We start from the raw sequence: 25,415 nt of genomic DNA on the forward strand, positions 1-25,415 counted from the left end.
TTACTTCTTAATAATTTTAGCACTAGTAGTTTTATTCATCTCTGTTTTTACATTAACCAAATAAACCCCTTGAATCAAATTTTGTGTATTAATTTTAGTTATCTTATTTCTGGTTTTTAAACTTTGAAGCTGTCTTCCGCCCATATCATATAAGGTAATAGCTGCATCTTTGAAATCAAAGCCAATTTCTACATAAGTATAATCGGATACCGGATTTGGATAAATTTTAATATCTTTCTTCTCAATCAACTGATCGATTTGTCTATCTCCGAATTTTATGATTTTCCAGTTTTCCTTTCCTAACTCTTCGGCACTCGTTCCCGCTAAGACGATTGAACCATCTCTGTTTATTTTTAAATCAGATAATCTCTCTTCATTTTTCCTAGATTCTCCTTTTACATATTTTCTCCACTGCTCCAGACCATCCGGATTTAAATAAACCATCCAAAAAGTTTCATCATTAGCTTCTATTTTTCCTTCGGCTTGAGTATAACCTCCAAGTAAAATTCCCTTAGCAGTTTTATCATCTGCAGAATGAATAACATTCATTCCCGTCAAAACATCCCTGTTTTTTAAATTGTAGGACTTTTGCCATTGTTCGTCTCCTCTTTCATTTAAAGAGATTAACCAAATATCTGTTCCTTCCTCAATATCAACAATTTTATTTCCTGACCTTTCAGATCTTGATTCCCCTCCAATAATATAGCCACTAGAGGTTAATGCCAAGGTTTTTATATGATCATCACCTTGGCCTCCAAAATTCTTTTCCCATTCAACTTTTCCGTCTTTACTTAGTTTTATGATCCAATAGTCCCCTTCACCAAAGTTCTCAGTTGTTTTAGAGTAACGAGACGCCGATTGCAAATTAGTTGAGCCTTGGCTTTCTGAGCCTGATGTTCGAAACTTTGAACTTCTTGAATAGATCCCTAATAAAGCCCCACCATCCTTCGTTGGAATCATTTTCTCAACTTCATCTAATCCATCTCCTCCTAACATAAGTTGTGAAATTTCTTTCCCATTTTTATCTAGTTTGATCATCAGAATATCCTTGGATCCAAAACCTGAAACTCTTTTTTCCTCGGAGGATTCTCTAAACGCAATATTTCCTGCTATAAAATATCCTAAATCAGTAGTCTGAATGACAGCTTTTGCTTCTTCCTCGGAAGAAGAACCTAAAGTCTTTTGCCATAACTCATCTCCAAATTCATTGAGCCTAATTACCCATATATCGGATCCACCTTTAGAGTCTTCTTTTTTATCTAAACCCTTTTCTGAATTAGAAGTGCCTGAAAGAAGGAACCCTCCTTCCTGAGTGGCAACTGTAGCTGATAGAAAATCATGATCATTACCTGAAAAATATTTCTCCCAAACTTCTTCTCCTTGTTGATTAAGCTTTACCAAATGAAAATCGTAACCGTTATTTTGATTATTTCCTGTTGGTTGCATTTTAGGCACCCGGATAGAACTTCCCGTAATCAAATACTGCTGATCTATAGTCATCGTAACCTGACTTAAAACATCTTGTGTAGAGGATTTAATATCTTTTTGCCAAACTATCTCTTGAGCATAACCGTTTGATATCGTAAACATAGCAAGCACACTTATGTAAAATTTTCTCATACTAGGGAATTTAAATGTTTGTAAATTTAACATTTATTATGAAAAATTAATTTAATCTTAAGAAAACTTAATATAATATTTGCCGAAGTACACCTATAATAAAAAGGGCATTGAAAATCTTCAATGCCCTTTTATATAATACCGTTTTCTAGGAAATCACAAGATATATCCTAACATGTTTAAATTAGTAAAGTTTGGTCATAGTTAATTAGTTTCGTTGTTGATCAGATCGTAAAAAAATCTTTTGGAATTACTTCTTTCATTTCCTTTGTCTTGAGCAGTCGGTTTTGTCCATAATGCTCTATGGAAATCACCTTCTTCAAATCACTTTTAGTAATTTTAGGTTCCAGAAGTAAGGAGTAAAATTTTGCAATGTCTACCCTTAAACTTTCAGTCTCTATGCTGTATTTTTCTTCACCCGACTTAAGACATTGATCAAATAATTTTAGCAGCTGATGAAAATGAATCAATTCTTCTTTTGAAAGAGTCGTTTTTTTGTTGAAAAGCTTAAATTTACCTTTATTGTTCCTGGTCTCTTCCTGGGCAGGAAAGTCGTTAAAATCCCCATCGGGAACATTCAACTTAATCTTCAGATAGCTAATCATTTGTTCAGGGGATATTCTTTCCTGATAGTAATCGTGGAGTTCTTTAAGGGAAGTCCACCTGCTTCTATCAAGTGATAAATCCACTTGTCGCAGAAAAGCATAGAAGAAAAGAATTTGTTTGTAATCTACTTCTAATTCATTCATAATATACAGTAATTTATAAGGGCTTTCCCCCTATTAGTAATAATGTTGGGAAAGTAAAAAAATAGTTTTTCGTAAAAATATTTGTGTGTAAGGTGTGTATTGTATACTGCAAAAGTACACGGTAATGACAATGCGAATTTATTTCATTATTAAATAATAAACATATATTTTTATGTAAAATTAATATTAAAATTACCTTAACTGTATTTTTTTCAACATAAAATAAAAACACCAAAGTAAATTACAATGGTGCCCGGTTACAAAAACAAGTATTAAAAAATTATATTAAAACTCTTTCCAGAGTAAATGATCCTGGATCAGTAATCCCTCTATTTTAGGGACTCTTGCTACAGCTTCTGCAGAACAGCTCGCATTTAAAAAGACAGCATTTGCCTGGTCTCCTGCTTTTGGCCACTGCATTTCTCCTTTTTCATTTAGAGGAAAAACATTTCTCGTCGCAAATCCTAAAGTCCTTGAAAGTTCAAATTCTGTCTCATATCCATATAACTCAGCAATCAAATTAGCCTTCTGAAGCATATTTCCGGATCCGAAAGTGCTCCAGTGATCCTGGACATTATCATTTCCTACCAGAATATTCACTCCATATTTTTTGAGCGCTGGAACAGGCATAATTGTTCCTCTAAAAGGAATAGAAGAGGCTATTCCCACCTTAGCATTCGCAAGTCTTTCAGCGATTTCATTTGTTTCCTTCGAAGATAAATGCCCCAGGGTAAAAGCATGGCTGATGAAAGTTTTTTCCTTAAGAATCGGATTTTCAATAACCTTATCGATCAGATAACTGATGGTTTTCATCCCCGATTCACCTATTTCATGCAAATGAATATCAATTCCTTTCTCATAATCCAGCGCCAGCTGAACGGTGAAATCAATGACCTTTTCAATATTCCCATCAATTGAATAGGGGTCTAAACCACCTATAAAGCTTACACTTTTTAAGGCAGCCGCTTCTTTCATCAGGTGAGCCGAATCGGTATAATACAATCCATGTTGAGGGAAAGCCACCAGTTCAGCGCTGAAAAAATCTTTTTTATGCTCTAATGCTTTTTCTAAGTTTTCCAGGGATTGTAATCCTGAAGTAGGATCGACATTAAAATGAGTCCTCGCAAAAGTGGTTCCGTAAGACTGCAATAAAGAGATCAGCTCTCCTCCTCTTTCAACCGATGTCTTTAAAAGCTCAGGAATGATTTCCTGTTCATAAGCAATCATGTTTTTCACTGTTTTTCTTTTCGGCGATATTGCCTGCCATGGAAGTCCATATAAAGTTTTGTCCAGATGGATATGCATGTCACTAAATGCAGGGAGCATCAGTTTGCCATTTACATCAATCCCACCGGAATGTGCATCATCAGGTAGGATATTTTTTATTGTTCCTTTTTCAATTTCAACACAAAACAAATCCGTTTTTGTTCTGATAACGTCTTTCTCATCGTAATCGAATCCGGTTTCCAGGCGGACGTTTTTCAACAGATAGTTTCCGGAGGCAATAACCTTATAGTCTGGCTGCATACTTCTCATTTTATGATAACAAAGTTAAGCCCACCATTTCTAAAACAGGTGTACCAATTATATGATGCTTTGTACGGATTATTACTCTCTAAATTGTGAAGGTGTCATTCCGGTTTGAGCCTTGAAAAATTTTGAAAAACTGGCGTGATCATAAAACCCAAGATCATATACAATATCTTTTACAGACATTGCAGACACTTTCAGCAGACGCTTGGCCTCAAGCAAAATGCGATCCTGGATCAACGAGGAAGCCGATCTGTTCAGGTTCTTTTTGCATATTATATTTAAATAGTTGGCAGAGATATTTAATTTTTCCGCATAAAAAGAAACTGAACGTTCTTCTTTAAAATATTGGTCAATAAATGACAAAAATTTAGAAATTACGGGATTGGAATTAAAAATTTCAAAATCATTAAAAGCTCCTTCTACTGATTTACTGATCAGCAAGCCAATCACTTCTCCTCTTTTTTGAATCAGTTCCCAAAATACAGGCTTATTATTTAAAGAATCTTTAATAGCCTTAAATTCGTACAAGAGCTGCTGAAAGATTTCCTCAGAGACATCAATCACGGGATGATTCTGATAATAAGATGCTGAAAACCGTAATACCGGAAGAAAATTCTCAAACCACTCACGGCTGATCATCAGCTGATATCCTATTGTCTCTTTCTCTATTACCCATTGATGGACCTGTCCGGGAAAAACCAGGTGAATCTGACTATTTTCAACTTTGTACTCCACAAAATCAATCGTATGAAAACCTTTACCTATTTCAAAAAGGTTAATAATGAAAAAATCATGCTTATGAGGCTCATCGATTGATCTTTCACCATGCAACTCATTAAACAGCAGATGACAACCTTTTGACTGGTCCTCACTGAATTCATGAATACCTAAGACGGGAAAATAATCTGACTGATGGCTCATTCCGCTTTTAATTTACTCTCTAAAATAAGTAAATTCTGCCAGAATAGATCATAACCTTTATCAAAAAACAATCGTGCCCTGATGAACGAGAGATTCGATAAGGGAAATTCTTGAAACCGCCTCAGCAGAACAGCTCGCATTTACAAACACCATATTGGCATCATCCCCCTTTTTAGGCCATTGCTGATTTCCTTTATCATCCAGCGGAAGTACATTTCCTGTTGCCAGTTTTAAACTCCTTGATAGTAAAAATTCTGTTGAATATCCATACAATTGCGCCATCAGATTTGCTTTCTGCAATACGCTTCCTGAGCCGAAAGTATTCCAGTGATCAACAATACTGTCATTACCAGTCAGAACTGTTACACCATATTGATACAATAATGGAATCGGCATAACAAGGCCTCCGAAAGGAATGGTAGAAACAATTCCTATTTTAGCGGCAGCCAGCTTTTCTGCAATTGCTTCCTGTTTTGGTTTTTCAAGCTTCCCCAAAACAAAGCAGTGGCTCAAATAGGTTCTTCCTTTGAGAGATGGGTTTTCATTCACTTTATTAATAAGATACTCTACTGTTTTTAAGCCGGATTCTCCGGACTCGTGCAAATGAATATCAATTCCTTTGTCGTGATCCAAGGCAAGCTGAACTGTAAAATCAATTGTTTTTTCAATAGCTCCGTCAATCGTATAAGGATCTACCCCTCCTATAAAATCAATATCCATAGCAGCTACTTCTTTAAGATAAGGCACCGAATCCGTATAAAAAACACCATGCTGAGGAAAAGCAACCAACTCCGCTCCAAATGTTTTCTTTTTATTCTCCAATGCTCTTTGAAGGTTTTTCAGGGAATCCAGTTTGGATGTAGGCTCAATATTGACATGGCTTCGCGCAAAAGAAGTTCCTTTAGATTGTAAGAGCTCAATCATTTTTTCTGCTTTAAAAGCTGAATTCTTCAACATTTCCGGAAGTATCTTCTGCTCCAGGGCAATCATTCCCTTTACTCCGCCTGTTCTTTTCCTTACAGCCTGCCAATGATCTCCATAATATGTTTTGTCTAAATGAATATGCATATCTTTAAATGCAGGCAGCATTAAAAATCCCTTTGCATCAATCGCTTTAGCATTAGGCTGGTTTGGAGTAATGCTTTTTATTTTTCCATTTTCTATATCAACACAAAACAGATGGGTCTGCGTAGAAATCACCTCCCCTTCTTGATATTGAAAACCGGTTTCCAACCGAACATTTTTAAAGCTCAGTTTTCCATTACTTAAAGTTTCATTTTCAAAAAGCAGGCTTGCAGCATTCATTGTTCCGGATGTTAATGTTGTTAAACCTGCCATTGCCAAGGCAGAGCTTTTAATGAAGTCTTTACGGGTTATATTGCCTGAGGTGTTCATATCCAATCTATTTATTACAAAAATAAATATAACAGAGATGAAGGACAGGTATAGTTTATAACAATGTCTGTACAATTTATTGTGAAACTCATTTTGCGGAAAATTTTATGTATACCGGTATCTGGTGTATTTAAAAACAAAAAGGACAAGATTGATAAATCCTGTCCTTTTTTATTTTTGTTTCTATTGAGTTAAGAATACTCAAATTTCCTTACAGCTTCCAGCGTCATATCGATTTCCTTCTCTTTGATCGCATCACTGATAAAATACGTTTCATAACCGCTTGGCGGAAGGTAAATTCCATTGGTTAGCATTTGATGGAAAAAGTTATTGAACAAGGAATGATTCGCTTCCTGCGCTTCATCAAAGTTTGACACTCTGTTGATATGAAAGAAAACAGACATCATAGAACCTTTTCTGTTGATTTTATGAGCAATCCCTTTTTCATTTAAAATTTTTCCAATTTCAAAATCTAAAGTTTCCGTAGTTCTATTAATTCTTTCAAAAAAGTTCGGATCATTTTTAATCAGCTGAAGTGTTTTTAATCCGGCTCTCATAGCTAAAGGATTTCCGCTCAGTGTTCCAGCCTGATACACTCCTCCTTTCGGAGCCAGGTGATCCATGATCTCATTTCTTCCCGCAAAGGCTCCTACAGGAAGTCCTCCTCCGATTACTTTTCCGTAGGTAACCAGATCTGCTTTTACATTGAACAACTCCTGAGCACCGCCAAAAGCTAATCTGAAGCCGGTCATTACCTCATCAAAAATTAATAAAGCTCCATTTTCATCACAGATTTTTCTTAAATTCTGTAGGAAATTATTTTCAGGTAAAACACATCCCATATTTCCGGCAACCGGTTCTATGATTACGGCAGCTATTTCTCCCTGGTTATGACGGAACAGATCTTCTACCTGCTCAAAATCATTGTAGCGGGCCAAAAGAGTATCTTTAGCAGTTCCCTGAGTTACACCGGGTGAATTTGGGTTACCAAAAGTAGCAGCTCCACTTCCGGCTTTGATCAAAAATGAATCTGAATGTCCGTGATAGCATCCTTCAAATTTTACAATCTTATCTCTTCCCGTGTATCCTCTTGCCAGCCTGATTGCACTCATACAAGCTTCAGTTCCAGAAGAAACCATCCTGATCTGATCAATGTTCGGAACATTTTCTACGATGAATTTTGCAATTTCCGTTTCCAGCTCTGTAGGAGCACCAAAGGAAAAACCTTTTTCTGCCTGTAATTTAAGTTCTTCCAATACCTCAGGATGGGTGTGTCCAAGAATAGCGGGTCCCCATGAATTAATGTAATCCACATAGGTGTTGTTATCCTCATCTGTAAGATATGCACCTTTTGCAGACTTCATAAAAACGGGAACACCTCCCACTGATTTGAATGCCCGTACCGGAGAATTTACTCCGCCCGGAATGTATTGATATGCTTCATTGAATAAAGCTGAACTTCTTTGATATCTCATGTTACGTAAAGAAATGCGCCTCTCGGCGCATATATATTTTATTATTTAATTTCTCGGCTTTTTATCTATCAGATAAATCAACTGTCCAGGCGAAGGTTGTTGTCCTTCATCCATTCTGTTTTTTGCGTATAGCTTGTGTAGTTTGATCCCGAATTTCTGCGCGATGTCGTGCATATCTTCACCAGACTCGGCTTTATACACGGCCGTATTTCCTGTGGAATTTTTAGATTCAAGAAATACGATATCATTTTTCTTTAAAGCAGTTCCTTCTAATTCGTTCCATTTGATCAATCTGCCTTCGCTAACCTTAAATTTGTTGGCAATGTATTTTACATCTGTATCCTCTGGAATAACGATATATTTCAGTCCGTCATTAGGATGGCTTTTTATCAGTATAGAATTAAGGATTTCAGCTTTTGTTTTAATTCTTTCTACCCTTTTCTGCTGTTGTGCATAAGAAGTCTGTTTATAAGGTACATTCACTGTAACAGGATCTTTTTTTGCGACTTTAGAAGGTTCTAATTGTGCCATGAAAGTTCTGTCATCCTTAAGGTTCGGATATAAGCTTAGTACGGCATAAAGAACCTCTTTGGAATTGGTATTGTCAAACTCATACAGTTTATATCTTTCAATTTTACCAATAAGAATGGAAGCATAACGCGGATTGGTTGCATATCCTGCTTTTTTTAATCCGTACGCCCATGCTCTGTAATCTTTCATATCCAGCTTGAAAAGATTGGTGTAGTACTTTCTTGTTGAAAGGAATATGGAATGATCTTCATAAGACTGCCTTGGATCTTCATACACACGGAAACATTCGTTCGGAGCATCATCCGTATGCTTCATTGTTTTCCCTGTCCAGTCTTCTTTGCATTTTATCCCAAAATGATTTTTCCCTTCCAGAGCCAATCTGCTTTGCCCTCCCCCTGTTTCCAGAAGCCCCTGAGCAAGCGTAATAGAAGCAGGAATTTTATATTTTTCCATTTCTTCTACTGCATATTGTGCAAATTTCTGGATGTATTGGTCTTCAGTAGCCCAGGTCTGAGCTGAGAATTTTGATAAAACTAAAAGGCTTACGAGTAAGAAAAGTCTTTTCATGTTTTTCAATTTTTACTTTATATAATTAATTTTCTATTTTGTTTTTCTAAAAGCAAATTTGCGCCTTCAATTCCCTGCAAACCGCCGGTATGGAAGCATAAAATTCTACTATTCTCAGGAAAATATCCATCATCTATCAGTTCAAAAACCTTCTGCATCATTTTCCCTGTATAAATCGGCTCCAGCGGAATCTGGTATTTCTCTTTAAAATCATTTATAAAACGGATATTCTCATCCGTTATTTTCCCATAACCTCCAAAATCAGAATCTATTAGATGATAATTTTTCTTCAAGGTTAATTGGGCTATGGTATCCTCCAATGAAGAATCACCAACCACCTTAAATCCTATAACCTGCTGATTATCTTCACAAAAATTAGAGATCCCGGCAATTGTTCCTCCGGTTCCAACTGCGGTGCAAAGATAATCAAAATCTTTTGTTTCATGATTTAGCATCATTTTCACGCCACGAACGGCATCTTCATTGGTACCTCCTTCGGGAATGATTAGGGCATCCGGAAATTCATGCTGCAAAAACTCAGATAATTTTTCTTTATTACGATATTCCTCACGCGAAACAAATTTCAGATTCATTCCATTCCTGAATGCAAAGAGAAGTGTTGGATTATCACGCCATTTTTTAGAGAGTTCTTCTCCTCTTATAATTCCAACTGTACGAACTCCTGCTAACTTCCCTATCGCTGAAACTGCTGAAATATGATTAGAATAAGCACCGCCAAAAGTGATGATGAGTGGATTTTCAATTGGTTTTTGAAGATAGGTATTAACATTATGAAAAAGTTTCCAATACTTATTCCCCGAAATCAGTGGGTGGACAAGATCTTCTCTCTTAAGAAAAAGACTGATATTCTTATCCATCTTTATTTCATCAATCGGAATAGGCTCTGCTGGAATCTGTAAAATCATTTTGTTTTAAAGTAAGACTGAACTAAGGGCAAAATTACCATTTTTAAATCTTATCTATCTGTACTTCCAAAAACTCCAAAGTTTTCTGCTCTTAAGATAACCTCCATCATCTTCCATAGCATAGGCTTCTTTTTCAAATGAAATACTCCGGTAAGCCAGATAAGCATCTTTTAACCTGAAAAAGTGATAGTAATATTCTATAACATAAAAGATATAAAAGAAAATAATCAACAGTTCCAGTTGTTGTCTTAAATGAATTTTTTCGTGATTGATCAATACATTATTTTCCTTATCTTCGGGTTTTCTTACGAAGATAAAAGGAAAAAGAGCAATACCATTAATTTTTAATTTTTTTAATGGTTTTTGGCACACAATTATCATAATAACAAATATAAAAGTTTTTGATCAAGATTTAACTTATGGCTCATTTTGACATCAAAGAACATGAAGACTTCTACTATAACGAACAGGGATATAAAGTCTTTACAGAAAAGTTTCATCTGAAGCGAGGATATTGTTGTAAGAGTGGCTGTAGACATTGTCCTTACGGATACGATAAAAAGACTGATACATTCATTAAAAACGATAAAAAAAATAAATAAAATGAAAAAATATATTTTTATTTTGTTAGCCGCGGCTACTTTAGGTTTAACCTCCTGCAGCCCTTTTCAGGTTCGTTCTGACTATGCCGAAACTGCTAATTTCACTTCTTATAAAACATACAAAATAAGAATTGATGATTTGAAACTTAACGATATTGATAAAGACAGGGTTTTGAATGAATTATCAAAACAGCTGCAGAGCAAAGGTCTTTCATCGGGAGAAAATCCGGATCTTATTGTTAATGTAAAAGCTAATCATAAAAAAGTAACGGATATCAACAGTTATTCACCATACGGAATGTGGGGATGGGGAGGACCTTTTGGATGGGGTATCGGAATGAACAGAACATGGACCAGTAACTATAATGAAGGAGCATTAATTGTAGACCTGGTAGATACGAAAAGCAATAAGCTGGTTTGGCAAGGTATAGGAAGCGGAATATCTGTAGACTCCCCAAGAGCTAAACAAAGACAGATCCCTGAAATTATGGCGGAAATTATGAAGAACTATCCTCCACAAAGAAAATAAAGATTATTTTAAATCAATTATACTGAGCCAATGCATGATTTTGCATTGGCTTTTTTTATTAATTTGTAGTTCATCACGGTAGTTATCTTATCAAATATATACCATACATAATATAAACGGCCAAAATTAACAGAAATGTAATTTTTCATTTCATAAAAATGTAGTAATCTTACACCCTAAATTTTTATTAAATATGAAAAAAATTATCTTATTTCTTGCTTTAGCAGGTATTGCTAAAGCTCAGGCTCCTGCAGGATACTATTCTTCTGCCAATGGATTAACAGGGGCTGCTTTGAAAACAGAACTCAGTTCCATTATTACGAATGGTCACCAGGACAAAGGTTATGGAGGACTTTGGACCGGATATAAAACTACCGATATTGATAAAACTTATGAAAACGACGGATCTATCATGGATATTTATTCCGAGAAGCCCAATGGTGCGGATCCGTACAACTATACTCCGGTGACGAATCAATGCGGAACTTATTCAGTAGAAGGAAATTGCTATAACCGTGAACATATTGTACCACAAAGCTTGTTTAATGAAGCATCACCGATGGTTTCGGATATCAACTTCATCAGAGCTACCGATGGTAAAGTAAACGGAATGAGATCCAATTATCCTTTCGGAAAAGTAGGAACAGCAACATTTACATCCAAAAATGGATCAAAATTAGGGAACTCCGTATCTTCAGGGTATTCGGGAACAGTTTTCGAGCCAATTGATGAATTCAAAGGGGATGTGGCCAGAATGATCTTTTATTTTGTAACGCGTTATCAAAGTAAGCTTTCTTCTTTCTCTTCAGGTAATATGCTAGGAAACACAGCTTTTCCGGGGTTACAAACCTGGGAGCTTAATGTTCTTTTAGCATGGCATAATCAGGATCCTGTTTCTCAGGCAGAAATCTTAAGAAATAATGCTTCTTATACTTATCAGGGCAATAGAAATCCTTTTATTGACAATCCTGCTTATGTAGATCAGATCTGGGGATCTCAACAACCATCAAACGATACTCAGGCACCTACAACAGTTACGGGCCTAAGTGTTTCAGGTAAAACATCAAGTAGTGTATCTCTTTCATGGACTGCCTCAACGGATAATGTTGGCGTTTCCTCTTACGACGTTTATATGAACGGAAGCTTAAAAACCAATGTAGCTTCAACTTCTGCAACAATTTCAGGATTGAGTTCATCCACAACTTATACTTTTTATGTAGTAGCTAAGGATGCGGCTGGAAATACATCTTCCGACAGCTCAACAGTTTCTGCAACTACAGAATCCGGAGGAACAACGAATCCAGGTACAGATTGTGTCAATGAAAATTTTGAAACCATTCCTACGGGAAGTTCATCAAGCTATTCTACAAGAACATGGACCAATGGTGGAATTACCTGGACCGCAACTGATGCAAGAACCGATCAGACGATTTCCAATAAGGCGATTACTGTTCGTGATGGTTCTTTAAAATCGAGCAGCTCAGCTAATGGTATTGGATCATTAACGGTAACTACTCAATTAAAATTCAGCGGAAGCGCAGGAACGTTTAATGTTTTGGTAAACGGAGTACAGGTGGGAACAATTCCTTACAGTGCAACAACTGCAACCACAACAATCAATAATATTAATGTTTCCGGAAATGTAGTAGTGACATTGGATAATAATTCATCAAGCAATCGTGTAGCTCTTGACAACCTGAGCTGGACTTGCTACTCAGGGACAGGAAAGCAAAGCAAGAGTATCTCTTCTGATGTTCAGCCTGAGTCAAAAGATTTACAGGTTTATCCTAATCCCATTTCAAATCAGGAGATTTTCATAAAAGGAGAAACTCAGAATATTAAAAAAGCTGAGATCTATAATTTGCAAGGGAAAATAATGCAAACAATTAACAGCCCCTTCAAAAACAGCAGGAATTCAATTAAAATTAAAAATCTTGAGGAAGGTATCTATATCTTAAAACTGGATAATTCCAGTCTTAAGTTTATCGTTAAATAAGCTTTCAGGATTTTATTTTAAATAAAAAAAGCCTTCTCTTTATTAAGAGAAGGCTTTTTATTGGTAGTTTAAATATCAGGGAATCAAGACCGCTCTGCCTTTGATTTTCCCTTCTCTTAGCCGGTCATAAACCTCATTAGCCTGATCGAGCTTATATTTTTCAATTTCAATATGGATTTTCTTTTGTCTGGCAAGTCCTACAACCTCCATCAGTTCCACCCGGGAGCCCCAGTAAGGATTAGTCATACTTACCCCAAATGGCAATCCGGACATATTGTATTGATAATGTCCTCCTCCCAATCCTACAATGGTAAGGTCTCCGTCAAGGCTTACAATCTTAGTTCCCAACTCAATGGTCGAAGTTGCTCCAACAAAATCCAATACTACTTTAGCCTTTTTTATTCCGGTAATCTTTTTGATCTGTTCTGCAGCATCGGCATCTTTGGAATTAATGGTGTAAGAAGCTCCAAGCTCTCTGGCAAAGGCCAGCTTATCTTCAGTGACATCACATGCAATAATTTCAGCTCCGCTGATCTCCCGTAAAATCTGAAGTGCAACATGCCCTAATCCCCCAACACCGATTACCACCACATACTCATCTGCCATCAACTTATCCAGTGACCTTTTGATCGCTGAATACGGGGTTAAAGCAGCATCGGTAAGTGGTGCAGCTATAACGGGATCGAGATCATAAATAGGAACCAATAAACGGGACGATGGAACAAGCATATATTCTGCCATCCCGCCATTCAGTCCTAATCCTCCACCATACGCCATTTCTGACTGATGGTCACAATAGTTCTCTTTTGATTGCTGACAGGGTTTACAATGCCCGCAGCCCCAAGGTCCATAGACTAAGACAGCATCCCCTTTTTTATATCCTTTGACATCTGAACCGATTTCTTCAATCCATCCCGCATTCTCATGTCCCAAAGTAAAAACAGAACCTGAAACTGTACCTTCATCTATAATATGCAAATCCGAATGACAAACACCTGCACCTCCAATCTTTAATAATACTTCTTCTCCTGATGGTTTTGGGATTTCCATATCATTTACAACACGGACATCTTTGTGTCCGAAAAAACGTACTGCTTTCATACAATTAATATTTGAAATTTATATACTTCAATTTACTAATAACATACTGGTTTACATGAATAAATACCATTAAATAAATCATGTTTCCGATAAAATTTCCTATATACGTATTACATTAAAGAAAATTACAAACAACCCACCAACAAAAAATGACCGCAAAATTGCGGTCATTCAGTTCGATCATATCATTAAAGTTATTTTCCCATATTTTTAAGCTGATTAATCTGCTCCATATATCCGTCCCAGCCGACAGTAGAAAGGACAAAGATCATATAGGCAAGACTCAGAACTCCTATAATCAGACCAATGATACATAATATTCTTCCTGTTTTAAGGTTATCATAGTCTGAATATACTCCCGGATTCTGAAGATACAGCGTATTATCCTTATTGTACAGATTCATTCCGATTAATCCACAGATTACACCTACAATCCCGTTACAACAACAGCTTCCGAGGATAGCGACGATTCCTAGTACTAGTACAGTTGTCGCGTTTGGTAATTTTTGATTCATAGTTAGTTATTTTAATAATTTAATGTAATGTTAAAGGATGTTTATAAAAATAAGAAACCACCATGATAATTGAATTAATAATGGCTAAAAAAACCAGTATATTACCATAGCTTCTTTTTTTATCAATAAAGTTCACTCCTACCATAAACAAAAAAAGAAGTAAGGTGTAGACCGCAGGAAACATATGAAAAGCCTCTGAAAATTTTCCTTCAAAGACTAAAACAATTGCCCTTTGGGTACCACAACCAAAACATTCAATTCCTAAGAATTTTTTGCTTGGACAAGGTAGCATAAAATCTTCAATCTTCATTTCCTGAACTTTTATTTTGGTTTCTAAAATTAAGAAGAAATTTTAGCTCTTAGATATTGATGTGGGAAAAAACAGTTTTCATTCATTTCAAAGGATCCCTGAACTGCAATATATGGATTTCTAAGAATTTCCCTGGCTACAAAAATAAGATCGGCATCACCCTTCTGTAAAATATCCTCAGCCTGCTCTATTTTTGTGATCAAACCTACTGCTCCCGTCTTCACTTCAGCTTTATTTTTTACCTGTGATGATAAGGGGACCTGATAACCGTCAAAGACAGCAATCTTTGCTCCATGAATATTCCCACCACTTGAAACGTCCACTAAATCCACCTTATGCTGCTTCAGTATTTTTGCAAGCTCTACACTGCTTTCGATATCCCATCCATTTTCAGCATATTCTGTTCCTGAGATTCTCACAAACAATGCAGTATTATCATTCAGTTCCTCGTTTACCGCATCTACTATTTCTATTAAAAATCGTATTCTGTTTTCGAAGCTGCCTCCATATTCATCTGTTCGTATATTCGAAAGCGGAGATAAAAACTGATGAACTAAATATCCATGCGCTCCGTGGATCTCTATAATGTCAAATCCTGCTTTCACAGCTCTTCTTGCTGCTTCTTTAAAATTCTGAACCTGAGTTTTGATTTCTTCCAGCGTCAGAGCGTGTGGAATTCTTTCTGTAGGATGATAAGGAATCGGGCTAGGTGCCAGGGTTTCCCACCCCTCTTCCACTGGAATTTGAATATTATTCCAGGTAGAGCCTTTCCTTCCGGCATGTGCCAGCTGGATTCCGATTTTACTCTCAGAATTGGAGTGGACAAAGTTGACAATCTGCTGAAGTTTTTCAGCCTGTTCGTCATTCCATATTCCCATACATTTATTAGTGATCCTTCCCCGGGGTTCAACACCCGTTGCTTCAATCATTATCAGTCCGGTACCACCTTGTGATCTGCTTCCGTAATGTACGAAATGAAAGTCATTAGCCATTCCGCTTTCACTTGAATACATACACATAGGTGACATAACCCATCGGTTAGAGAGTTCAATATTTCTGAATTGTATCGGAGTATATAACATTTTCTATTAATTTTTGAATTTTACTAATGAAGAGGAAATAATCCCGGGTTGCCCACGTGATTAAAAAGAACTAATTTTACCTCCCCTTTTTAGGCTCCAATAAATATATGAAAAAAGATATACAGATCGGCTACGAATATTTTAAAAATAGCTCTGAACTGAACGATATAGAAAAAAGACTTTTCGAAAGAGCAAAACAAGCCCGCGAAAATGCTTATGCCCCTTATTCCCAATTTTTGGTCGGGTGCTCCGTATTACTTGAAAACGGAGAAATATTTTCCGGTAACAATCAGGAAAATGCAGCTTTTCCATCCGGACTTTGTGCTGAAAGAACAGCTCTATTCTGGATAGGTGCAAATTTCCCTGAGGAAAAGATCAAAAAGATTTTTATCGTAGGAGGCCCTAAAGAATCTTCTGAAAAAACACCACCGATTCCCCCGTGTGGCGCCTGCAGACAAAGTCTTATTGAATACGAAACAAAACAAAAAGAAAATATTGATCTTTATTTTTCCAGTATGAATGATGAAATCGTTAAGGTAAATTCGATTAAAGATCTATTGCCATTTTACTTTGACGCGACGTTCTTGTAATCGTGAAACTCTCAATTCTGAGGTTCTGGGAATCGTTATTTTTCTGCAGACCATTGTTTTGATTACAAATTAACAGATACGACTGAGATTTCTTTTTAAAAACTTATCTTTGCAAAAATTTTGGTTTTCAAGCTATTGAAATAATAGGGAATTGGGTGAAAATCCCAGACTGTCCCCGCAACTGTAGATCGCAATTAAAATTTCTATAAGAAACCACTGTGAAAACGGGAAGGTATAGAAATGCGAAAGTCAGGAGACCTGCCAAAATGATAATATCAAAAATATATTGCTTTCGGTGGAAAAGTAAAATAGTATGAAAAAAACCTTAGTACTGCTTTTATCGTCATCTGCTTATTTTCTTTGTCTGGGACAAGAGAAAGCAATCGATACCGTTTATATTTTTGACAACCAGATGAACAAGGTAAAACTTTTTCATAAGGTTACTCCAATTACTCCTCAGGATGCTGAAAAGAATTCCACGAATCTTTCAGAACTTTTACGTTTCCAATCCAGTATTTATATCAAGGAAAACGGACGAGGTGCAGTTTCTTCGCCTTCGTTCAGAGGAACCTCTGCTCCACAGACAGCCTTTGTTTGGAATGGAATCAATATCAATTCGATATTTCTTGGTCAGGGAGACATTAATAATATTCCTCTTTTCGGATATGATGAGATCGGAGTGAAAGCCGGTGGCGGAAGTGTAATATACGGAAGTGGTGCAATCGGCGGAAGTATACATCTCAATAATAATCTGGATTTCAATAAAGGTTTTAAAGCCTCCCTGTATTCTGAGGGTGGATCATTTGGTACTTTTAATAATTTCGGAACGGCCTCCTACAGCAATGAAAAGCTGAGTTTTAAAGTCTCAGGAAATCATTCGATCAGTCAGAATGATTATAAAGTGGAAGAAAAAAACTATATTAATAGAAACGGCAAATACTTTAACAGTACGTTTAATGTTGGAATCTCCTATAAAATTGCGAGACATCAGACGATCTCATGGCAAAGTCAATTTTTTGACTCGACACAGAATTATCCGATTTTTGTAGAGAATGGCAACCGTACAAAATACGAGACACAAAGCACCAGAAGCTTACTTTCCTGGGATATTACTAAAAATAAATTTTCAAATAGCTTAAAAGCTGCTTACACAGAAGAAAATTTCCAATATTTTGGCAATTACAATGCTCCGAAGACCAGTGGTTCAACAGGGAAAAATTATATCTTTAAAAATGATTTTAATTATTTCATCGTACCTGAACTTAATGTCAACATCATCACCGAATTCCAGGTAAACAAAGGTGAGGGGTATCAGCCTGATCTCCAAGGTGTAAAAACTGAAGGAATTGGTAATGTAAGTAGAAATGTAGGCTCTTTAGCGGGGTTAATACGATATTTTCCGACGAAAGATCTGCGTTTTGAAGCTGGTGTTAAAAAGGATTTTGTAGAGAATATAAGTTCGCCATTGCTTTACTCATTCTCGGGAAAATGGAGTCCGGTACAATGGTATAATCTTGGAGTAAATGTATCCAGAAATTTCAGATTTCCAACATTCAATGATCTGTATTGGAATCCCGGAGGAAATCCAAACCTAAAACCGGAAAGGTCTTACCAGATGGATATGGACCATGAGTTTAAATGGGGTAATATTAAACTTGCATTAAGTCCGTATTATCTTTATATATCGGATAATATAGTGTGGTTGCCGACAGCTTACGGATATTGGTCCCCAGTTAATATCAATAAAGTGAAGTCTTATGGTTTAGAATCACAGATTACTTTTGATAAACAGCTTAAAGAACACCATTTTAGATTTAATATAGGATATACACTTGCAAAATCCATCAATCAGGAAACTAAAAAGCAAATGATGTATGTCCCTCTCCATAAGGTTTTTGGAAATTTTGATTATCAGTATTCTTTCCTAAAACTTTATGTTCAGGGAGTTTTTAATGGTCTTACATACACTACAACAGATGAAAAAAGAGAAGATGCTATAGATTCTTATTTCGTCATGAACACGGGTGTATCAGCAACGATCTTAAAAAAATATGTCTTAGGTTTTAAAATCAATAATTTAACCAATACTGTTTATGAAACGGTGTCTTATTATCCGATGCCAAAACGTAATTACAGTATTTCCGCAACGATAAATTTTTAATAAAAAATAACATGAAAATAACTAGACTTTTACAACTTTTATTTGCTGTAGTACTACTTTTCAATATTTCCTGTAGTACTGATAGCGATAATACTTTGCCTGTAGTAACTTATGAAAACGGATATTTAATTTCGAACGAAGGAAATTTCGGAAAGCCAAATGCAGAAGTAACTTTCGTTTCAAGAGACTTAACTTTTAGTCAAAACAGCATCTTTTCCAAAAATAATAATGGAAACCAATTGGGTGATGTTTTACAAGCTATGGCATTCAACGGGGATAAAGCATATCTCTTGTTAAACAACTCAAATAAAATCCAGGTAGTAAATCGATATACTTTTAAAAGTGCAGGTGAAATTACAAATCAAATAGATAATCCCCGTTATGTTGCAGTTGCCAATAATAATATCTATGTAACCAATGATAAATATCAGGGAGCTAAATATGTAAGTATTTATAAAAATTCAGATCTATCTTTTGTTAAGAAAATTACATTCACAGATAACGTTGAAAGAATTGTTGAAGCAGGAGGAAATATTTTTGTTCAAAATGCAAGCTTTGGATTCGGAAACAAAATAACTTACATCAATACTTCGAATAATGATGTACAATCTGTAATTACATTGCCCAATGTAAACATCAACAAAACAATTTCCTATAATGGTAATGTATACGTTATTGCTACAGGAACTACAGACTCTTATATTTATCAAATTTCAAGTACCGGAAGCATTACGAAAACAACAACGTTGATAGGTATTCCTAATGCAACCAATCTTCAGATTGATGGTGGAAGATATTTCTTCTCTTCAGCAAATAAAGTATACTCAATGGTTATGGCAGCAACTACTCCTCCTACAACTCCTATTATTACTGCTGTAGACGGAGGACAATACTATACACTTTACGGATTCAGTGTTGTAGATGGAAAGATCTTTACGTCTGATGTGAAGAACTTTACTGAAGACAGTGAAGTTACAGTATATACTACTTCAGGATCAAAAATCAAATCCTTTACAACAGGTAAGGGGACTAATGGCGTGTATTTAAATTAAGAAGTTTCTACTTTTTAATAGACTAATAAATTTTATTTTTTTTTCATCATTTGTGTTTTTTCCGGGCTGCCTAAGGCAGCCCGGATTTCTTTTACAGAAACCAGACAACATCCAAATAAAAAAGATCCGGAAATGAAATCTCCGGATCTTTTTCTTTTTCAATTGATAGTTTTGGACTCAGATGATCAATCCTAACTTTTCAGCTTCTGCAATAACATACTTTTTTGCTTCTTCATGATCATTCTGGATTTCACCTTCAAGAATAGCTTCTTTAACCTTCTCTTTCAGAATTCCAATTTCACGTCCCGGCTTCAGCTGAAACATCTCCATGATTTCTTCTCCGGATATAGGTGGCTGAAAGTTCCTTACCTGGTCCTTTTCCTCAACTTCTTTTATCTTTACCGCTACATATTCGAAGTTCCTCTTGAACTTTTCCTGTTTTTTTGAATTTTTCGTGGTGATATCCGCCTTACAAAGCGTAAACAGATCTTCAAGATCTTCACCAGTGTCGAATAAAAGTCTTCTTAGAGCAGAATCAGAAGCATCATCCGTAATCAAAGCGATCGGGCGGGATGAAAGTTTGACCATTTTCTGTACATACTTCATATCTGGCCCTAAGGGAAGTTTAAGCTTTTGGAAAAGGGTTTTCACCATTTTCGAGCCCAAAAATTCATGACCATGGAAAGTCCAGCCGGTTCCTTCAACAAATTTTTTAGTGGGTGCTTTTCCAATATCATGAAGTAATGCTGCCCAACGTAACCAAAGTTTGTCTGTATTGACGGAAATATTATCTACAACCTCCAAAGTGTGGTAAAAGTTATCTTTATGGGTCTGTCCTTCCACCTCTTCTACCCCTTTCAGTTCAATCAATTCAGGAATGATGTATTTTAAAAGACCGGTTTGTTCCAGCAGGCTTAATCCAATAGACGGCTTTTCAGAAAGCATAATCTTATTGAATTCTACCATAACCCTCTCCTTCGAAACAATTTTAATCCTTTCTACCTCCTGGCTGATTGCGGATAACGAGTTTTCCTCTATCGTAAACTGTAATGTAGAAGCAAAACGAACCGCCCTCATCATTCTCAGGGGATCATCAGAATACGTCTGTGCAGGTTCTAAAGGGGTTCTTAATATTCCTTTTTCTAAATCTTCTACTCCATTAAACGGGTCTATAAGTTCCCCAAAATTATCTTTATTTAAAGAAATTGCCATTGCATTGATCGTGAAATCCCTTCTCTTCTGGTCATCTTCCAATGTTCCCCCTTCCACTTCCGGCTTTCGGCTGTTTTCATTATAGCTTTCCTTTCTTGCTCCCACAAATTCCAGCTCAAGATCTTTATATTTGATCATTGCGGTTCCATAGGTTTTGAACACGGAAACCTTCATTTTCGGATCAATTTCCGCAGCCACGCTTTGTGCAAGCTCTATTCCGCTTTGTTCAGTAACAAAATCAATATCTGTAGACGCTTTTCTTTTCATCAGTAAATCCCGCACGTATCCGCCAACAATATATACTGATTGATTATTCCGGGCTGCAACCTCCGAAATGATTTTAAAAAGCTTTAGATTTTTATTTTGATTGAGATTAATGAACATATTTATTATTTAATGTAAAACCATTAAGAAACCAGGTTATTGGACTTATTTAAAATTCCATGCATTTTAAACAGACTCCACCTCCCACTCTCTTAATGGTTATAATGATTTTGCAAAGATAATTAAAATCTTGTTTTCTACTCCCGAAGTACCTTGATTCTATTATCACTCCAGATTTTGATAACTGAAGATCCGGAATACTTGGAAACCTTTTCCCTGTCTTCTTCCACTGCATAATCAATCATGTTAATGATCTCCGGAGAGATATCCGAAAATTTTAACGGACTCTTGTCTCCGCTAAAATTTGCTGAAGTAGAAACCAACGGTTTATTCAGTTTTGTGATGAGTTTTTTACAAAAATCATTTTTTACTAACCGAATTCCAATACTCCCATCTTCTGCCAACAGTTCTTCAGGTAAGCCTCTTGGATTTTCATAAACAATAGTTACCGGTTTTTCACTTAAATCAATAATTTCCCAGGCCATTTCCGGAACATCAACCAAGTCCTGAAGTCTTTTTTCAGATTCCACCAAAATGATCATCGACTTGTTTTTTTCGCGCTTCTTAATCTCAAAGATCTTATTAACAGCCTCTATATTAGTAGCGTCGCAACCAATTCCCCAAATTGTATCTGTAGGATAAAGAATAGTTCCACCGGATTTTAATATATTGATAATGTTTTCCATTTTTAATATTTAGAATTATGAGAAAAATGAAAGAGAAAGAATCTCTTATATACAATTTTTCAAATTGAATTTACATGTCAAAAATACGGATTTTCCGTTAGGTTTTGGCTGAAGCCGTTGGAATTAAAAAACACATAAAATGTGAAACGGGCTAAAGCCCTTTTCTATTGATGTATATCATCAATACAATTTTATAACAAGAGCATATAATCAATAAAGGTGGGCTAAAGCCCACCCAAAAAATGATAAAAAAATATCATTCTATTTTTTCAAATTTGGTAAATACCTCTCTTCAATTACATTCAGATGGTGATAATTGTGTCCTACAATCAACTTACCTACTGTCTCTGCTGAAATAGAATTTCCGTTAGCCTTTCCTACCGTAGCCAAAGCATCAGGCTGTAAACTTCCAAGGAGGATCTGAGAAGATTTTCTTACCAGCTGATACTCATCCAGTAAAGATTTCAGGCTTCTGTCATTAGCATGAGAATTATTTGCGTATTCATTTTCATCAAAACCTGGTAAATCTTTCTGCTCGCCTCTGGCGATCGCCAAAATCCTGTATTGAAAAACTCTTTCCGTATCGGAAAGGTGTAATAATAATTCCTTCAAGGTCCATTTTCCTTCTGCGTACGCAAAATGAGATTGCTCTTCAGAAAGGGCGGAGTAAATATTGGTTGTCTTTTCTTCTGATCTTTGTATTTCTTCCTGCCATTTTCCGGAAGGAATAAGATCGAGGTATCTTTGAATGTATTTTTGAAATTCAGTCATATGTGAGTGATTATGGGTTATTGATGATAATTGATGTGTGATGAGTGATAAATGATGAAATTTAGACCAATGTTTATATGATGTTTATTACATCAAATCTTGATCCCTGGCTCTTGGTTCTTGATTCCTGGCTCTTGATTCTTGGTTCTTGGTTCTTGGTTCCTAAATCTTTCCCTCCTCCTTCTATTCTTCCGGATTACTCCATTCATAGAAATTAACAGAATCGTAGAGCTTAAAACCACAAGCCGGATATAATTGATTTCCTATGTCATTGCTTTTTCCCGTTTCCAATAACATTCCGCAGGCATTTGAGGATTTGCAAAGCTCCTTTGCTTCTTCTATCAACTGTTTTGAATAGCCCTTTCCTCGATATTGGTCATTAACATAAAGATCATTGAGTAACCAATAGCGTTTCATTCTGGTTGAGGAAAAAATAGGATATAACTGAACAAAACCAATTAATTTATCTTCTTCCTGAGCAACAAAAATTTCAGAATCCTGATTCAGGATCCTTTCTTTTAAAAAGTTTTCAGCAGCCGGGATATCAGATACCTTATGGTAGAAAATCCTGTATTGATCAAACAATCCGGATAACTCTTCTATATCCGAAATATTTGCTTTTCTTGTATTTTTCATATGATATAATGCTTATCGGTGATCATAGCTCAGCACCCGCTTGAGTTTCCACTGGTTATGGTCGAAGATCCACAAGTGGGTAAATTTTGCTTTTCCGGTCCTATTCCATTTCCCATTGTTGTTTTCGAAAAACTCATGGTCACCTTCCTGTATAAATCCATATAAGGTTTTATTATTATACAGAGGATACACTTTCATACTTCCGGGAACAAGTTCTCTTTTTATTTTACCGGGAATGCTGCAGATGTTATTTTTTACAGAAGCTATAAACGCTTCTTTACCAAGAGTAATACCTCCAATATCATGATAGAACTCAAGGTCATTACTTATGATATCATTATAGTGGGAAGGATTACATTTATTAAATCCTTCTTTGAAAACCAAACTATCCAATTTCATGGCGGTTTGAAAGAGTTCATCAGTAGATTTAACCTGTGCATATAATAGCTGGTTAAAAATACTCAGGATAAAAATAATTGTAATCCTTCTCACTACTATATTATCTCAATTAAGAAAAAGCTCTTTCCAGGTCAGCGATAAGATCTTCAGCATCTTCAATTCCAACGCTTAGACGAACCAAATCATCCGTGATGCCTAATTCAGCTCTTTTTTCAGCAGGAATGGAAGCGTGAGTCATCAATGCCGGGTGATTAGCAAGAGATTCTACTCCACCTAAAGATTCAGCAAGGGTGAAGACTTTTACTCTTTCCAGGAATTTGATGGCATCTTCTTTCTTTCCGGATTTAAAAGTAAATGAAACCATTCCTCCAGCTTCCTTCATTTGGGATTTTGCTAATTCATACTGTGGATGAGATTCCAATCCCGGATAGATTACCTTATCAACTGCAGGGTGGGTTTCAAGATATTTAGCGACTTCCAGTCCGTTATCCGAATGTCTCTGCATTCTTAATGCCAGGGTTTTAATCCCTCTAAGAACCAGATAAGAATCATGTGGTCCTAAGATACCTCCACTTGCAAATTGGATGAAATGTAGTTTCTCTCCCAATTCTGCATCTTTAGCAATAAGAGCTCCTGCAATAACGTCAGAATGTCCTCCTAAATATTTTGTTGCGGAGTGCATAACAATGTCAGCTCCCAGATCGATAGGTCTTTGTAAATAAGGCGTTGCAAAAGTATTATCTACGGCTACCAAAATATCTTTTCCTTTAGCGATATCAACAACAGCTTTGATGTCCACTAATTTCATCAGAGGATTCGTAGGTGTTTCTACCCAGATCAGCTTTGTTTTATCTGTAATAAATTCTGAAATTTTAGAAACATCATCAAAATTCACGAAAGTAAATTTCAATTGGTATTTCTCAAAAAGTCTTGTAAACATTCTGTATGTTCCACCATACAAATCATCAACAGCTATTACCTCATCTCCCGGGTTCAGTAACTTCAAAACACAATCGATCGCTGCAAGACCTGAACCGAAAGCAAGACCTCTTGCTCCATTTTCAATACTTGCCAAAGAATCTTCTAAAGCCTGTCTTGTAGGATTGGCAGCTCTCGAATATTCGTAACCGGAGTGAACACCCGGACTTTTTTGTGCAAAAGTAGAAGTTAAAAATACAGGAACATTTACGGAACCTGTTGCAGATTCATGGTGCTGGCCACCGTGAATAACTTTTGTATTAAAATTCATAATATTTTTTTTAATCCAACAATCCAATAGTGTAATTATTTAAAAATGCTATTGATGCATTACACTATAAGATTGATATATTAGTAATTGGTTTACATTTTTATCGCAGATTTTACTGCAAATTCTTCTGCCATTTGTTCGATCCACTGCGCCACATCTTCTTCTCCTGTCGCTCTCTGATAGGTATTCCCTAATGAAACTAAAATCTGGTGAATGAACATTTTCATCTGATCCACAGGCATTTCTTTTGTCCAAAGATCAATTCTTAATGCTTCCATTGCTTTTTCATCCCAAACAGAAATCATCGTTGCCTTAGTTTCCTCTTTTTCAATTCCTCCATCCTGAGCATTCCATGTTATGGTTTCCGGAATGTGATTTTCATCTAATTCAACGTCTATCGTTATCTGAGTCTTTCTCATATCA

The 25,415-nt window shown here is 36.0% G+C and carries 26 protein-coding genes and 1 riboswitch; of the genes, 6 read left to right on the forward strand and 20 right to left on the reverse strand.

The annotated features are described in order from the left end of the window. The 9 genes from PFY10_07955 to PFY10_07995 all read right to left on the reverse strand — a co-directional run bounded on the left by PFY10_07955 (position 1) and on the right by PFY10_07995 (position 10,098). Entirely contained in the window at positions 1–1,620 is a 1,620-nt protein-coding gene (locus PFY10_07955; protein ID WBV58379.1) for a T9SS type A sorting domain-containing protein, read from the reverse strand. Positions 1,621–1,844: 224 nt separating this feature from the next. Continuing rightward, entirely contained in the window at positions 1,845–2,369 is a 525-nt protein-coding gene (locus tag PFY10_07960) for a hypothetical protein (protein WBV58380.1), read from the reverse strand. 285 nt (positions 2,370–2,654) lie between these two features. After that, positions 2,655–3,896 (reverse strand): amidohydrolase, encoded by a 1,242-nt coding sequence (locus PFY10_07965; GenBank protein WBV58381.1) that lies wholly within the window; start codon positions 3,894–3,896, stop codon positions 2,655–2,657. An 81-nt stretch (positions 3,897–3,977) separates the two neighbouring features. Further along, positions 3,978–4,823 (reverse strand): helix-turn-helix transcriptional regulator, encoded by an 846-nt coding sequence (locus PFY10_07970; GenBank protein WBV58382.1) that lies wholly within the window; start codon positions 4,821–4,823, stop codon positions 3,978–3,980. A 60-nt stretch (positions 4,824–4,883) separates the two neighbouring features. Beyond that, on the reverse strand, positions 4,884–6,218 hold the full coding sequence (locus PFY10_07975) for an amidohydrolase (GenBank protein WBV58383.1): 1,335 nt from the start codon (positions 6,216–6,218) through the stop codon (positions 4,884–4,886). 191 nt (positions 6,219–6,409) lie between these two features. Further along, the gene (gene hemL / locus PFY10_07980) at positions 6,410–7,693 is read right to left on the reverse strand and encodes a glutamate-1-semialdehyde 2,1-aminomutase (GenBank protein ID WBV58384.1); all 1,284 of its coding nucleotides are present in this window, start codon (positions 7,691–7,693) and stop codon (positions 6,410–6,412) included. 45 nt (positions 7,694–7,738) lie between these two features. Further along, a complete protein-coding gene (locus tag PFY10_07985; GenBank protein ID WBV58385.1) occupies positions 7,739–8,791 on the reverse strand; it encodes a glucosaminidase domain-containing protein in 1,053 nt (350 codons plus the stop codon). Positions 8,792–8,808: 17 nt separating this feature from the next. Continuing rightward, the gene (locus PFY10_07990) at positions 8,809–9,717 is read right to left on the reverse strand and encodes a pyridoxal-phosphate dependent enzyme (GenBank protein WBV58386.1); all 909 of its coding nucleotides are present in this window, start codon (positions 9,715–9,717) and stop codon (positions 8,809–8,811) included. A 54-nt stretch (positions 9,718–9,771) separates the two neighbouring features. Then, positions 9,772–10,098 carry a hypothetical protein gene (locus PFY10_07995; protein WBV58387.1) on the reverse strand — a complete coding sequence of 109 codons (327 nt, stop codon included), beginning with the start codon at positions 10,096–10,098 and terminating at the stop codon, positions 9,772–9,774. A gap of 38 nt (positions 10,099–10,136) precedes the next feature. On the opposite strand from PFY10_07995, the gene PFY10_08000 reads away from it, so the two are divergent. The 3 genes from PFY10_08000 (at position 10,137) to PFY10_08010 (ending at position 12,844) form a co-directional block, all read left to right on the forward strand. Further along, positions 10,137–10,319, forward strand: a complete 183-nt coding sequence (locus tag PFY10_08000) for a DUF5522 domain-containing protein (GenBank protein WBV58388.1) — start codon at positions 10,137–10,139, stop codon at positions 10,317–10,319. Position 10,320: 1 nt separating this feature from the next. Continuing rightward, positions 10,321–10,848: a DUF4136 domain-containing protein gene (locus tag PFY10_08005; protein ID WBV58389.1), complete on the forward strand. Its 528-nt coding sequence runs from the start codon at positions 10,321–10,323 to the stop codon at positions 10,846–10,848. Positions 10,849–11,041: 193 nt separating this feature from the next. Then, positions 11,042–12,844, forward strand: a complete 1,803-nt coding sequence (locus tag PFY10_08010; GenBank protein ID WBV58390.1) for an endonuclease — start codon at positions 11,042–11,044, stop codon at positions 12,842–12,844. A 75-nt stretch (positions 12,845–12,919) separates the two neighbouring features. On the opposite strand, the gene PFY10_08015 is transcribed toward PFY10_08010, so the two are convergent. From PFY10_08015 to namA, 4 genes are all read right to left on the reverse strand, one after another. After that, complete coding sequence (locus PFY10_08015) at positions 12,920–13,945, reverse strand: NAD(P)-dependent alcohol dehydrogenase (GenBank protein WBV58391.1); 1,026 nt, start codon at positions 13,943–13,945, stop codon at positions 12,920–12,922. A 194-nt stretch (positions 13,946–14,139) separates the two neighbouring features. After that, positions 14,140–14,460, reverse strand: coding sequence for a CCC motif membrane protein (locus PFY10_08020; protein WBV58392.1), 321 nt, complete (start codon positions 14,458–14,460; stop codon positions 14,140–14,142). A 19-nt stretch (positions 14,461–14,479) separates the two neighbouring features. Next, positions 14,480–14,770: a DUF2752 domain-containing protein gene (locus PFY10_08025; GenBank protein WBV58393.1), complete on the reverse strand. Its 291-nt coding sequence runs from the start codon at positions 14,768–14,770 to the stop codon at positions 14,480–14,482. A gap of 29 nt (positions 14,771–14,799) precedes the next feature. Then, positions 14,800–15,852, reverse strand: coding sequence for an NADPH dehydrogenase NamA (gene namA / locus PFY10_08030; protein ID WBV58394.1), 1,053 nt, complete (start codon positions 15,850–15,852; stop codon positions 14,800–14,802). Positions 15,853–15,959: 107 nt separating this feature from the next. Between namA and PFY10_08035 the strand changes: the two genes are divergently transcribed. From PFY10_08035 to PFY10_08045, 3 genes are all read left to right on the forward strand, one after another. After that, positions 15,960–16,442 carry a cytidine deaminase gene (locus PFY10_08035; protein WBV58395.1) on the forward strand — a complete coding sequence of 161 codons (483 nt, stop codon included), beginning with the start codon at positions 15,960–15,962 and terminating at the stop codon, positions 16,440–16,442. 104 nt (positions 16,443–16,546) lie between these two features. After that, positions 16,547–16,723, forward strand: a riboswitch (cobalamin riboswitch). Between the two features lie 32 nt (positions 16,724–16,755). Then, complete coding sequence (locus PFY10_08040) at positions 16,756–18,603, forward strand: TonB-dependent receptor (GenBank protein WBV58396.1); 1,848 nt, start codon at positions 16,756–16,758, stop codon at positions 18,601–18,603. Between the two features lie 11 nt (positions 18,604–18,614). Next, complete coding sequence (locus PFY10_08045; protein WBV58397.1) at positions 18,615–19,655, forward strand: hypothetical protein; 1,041 nt, start codon at positions 18,615–18,617, stop codon at positions 19,653–19,655. Positions 19,656–19,832: 177 nt separating this feature from the next. Here PFY10_08045 and PFY10_08050 read toward each other — a convergent pair whose 3' ends face one another. The 7 genes from PFY10_08050 to gldC form a co-directional block, all read right to left on the reverse strand. Next, a complete protein-coding gene (locus tag PFY10_08050; protein ID WBV58398.1) occupies positions 19,833–21,251 on the reverse strand; it encodes an HD domain-containing protein in 1,419 nt (472 codons plus the stop codon). A 137-nt stretch (positions 21,252–21,388) separates the two neighbouring features. Further along, the gene (locus PFY10_08055) at positions 21,389–21,937 is read right to left on the reverse strand and encodes an L-threonylcarbamoyladenylate synthase (protein ID WBV58399.1); all 549 of its coding nucleotides are present in this window, start codon (positions 21,935–21,937) and stop codon (positions 21,389–21,391) included. A 261-nt stretch (positions 21,938–22,198) separates the two neighbouring features. Further along, complete coding sequence (locus tag PFY10_08060) at positions 22,199–22,708, reverse strand: DinB family protein (GenBank protein ID WBV58400.1); 510 nt, start codon at positions 22,706–22,708, stop codon at positions 22,199–22,201. Positions 22,709–22,891: 183 nt separating this feature from the next. Further along, the gene (locus PFY10_08065; protein WBV58401.1) at positions 22,892–23,344 is read right to left on the reverse strand and encodes a GNAT family N-acetyltransferase; all 453 of its coding nucleotides are present in this window, start codon (positions 23,342–23,344) and stop codon (positions 22,892–22,894) included. Positions 23,345–23,356: 12 nt separating this feature from the next. Further along, the gene (locus PFY10_08070; protein WBV58402.1) at positions 23,357–23,836 is read right to left on the reverse strand and encodes a DUF4440 domain-containing protein; all 480 of its coding nucleotides are present in this window, start codon (positions 23,834–23,836) and stop codon (positions 23,357–23,359) included. A 16-nt stretch (positions 23,837–23,852) separates the two neighbouring features. Then, positions 23,853–24,992: a cystathionine gamma-synthase gene (locus PFY10_08075; protein WBV58403.1), complete on the reverse strand. Its 1,140-nt coding sequence runs from the start codon at positions 24,990–24,992 to the stop codon at positions 23,853–23,855. A gap of 92 nt (positions 24,993–25,084) precedes the next feature. Beyond that, on the reverse strand, positions 25,085–25,411 hold the full coding sequence (gldC, locus tag PFY10_08080; protein WBV58404.1) for a gliding motility protein GldC: 327 nt from the start codon (positions 25,409–25,411) through the stop codon (positions 25,085–25,087). Positions 25,412–25,415: the final 4 nt, after the last annotated feature.

This window comes from Chryseobacterium daecheongense, from assembly GCA_027920525.1.
GTDB lineage: Bacteria > Bacteroidota > Bacteroidia > Flavobacteriales > Weeksellaceae > Chryseobacterium > Chryseobacterium proteolyticum.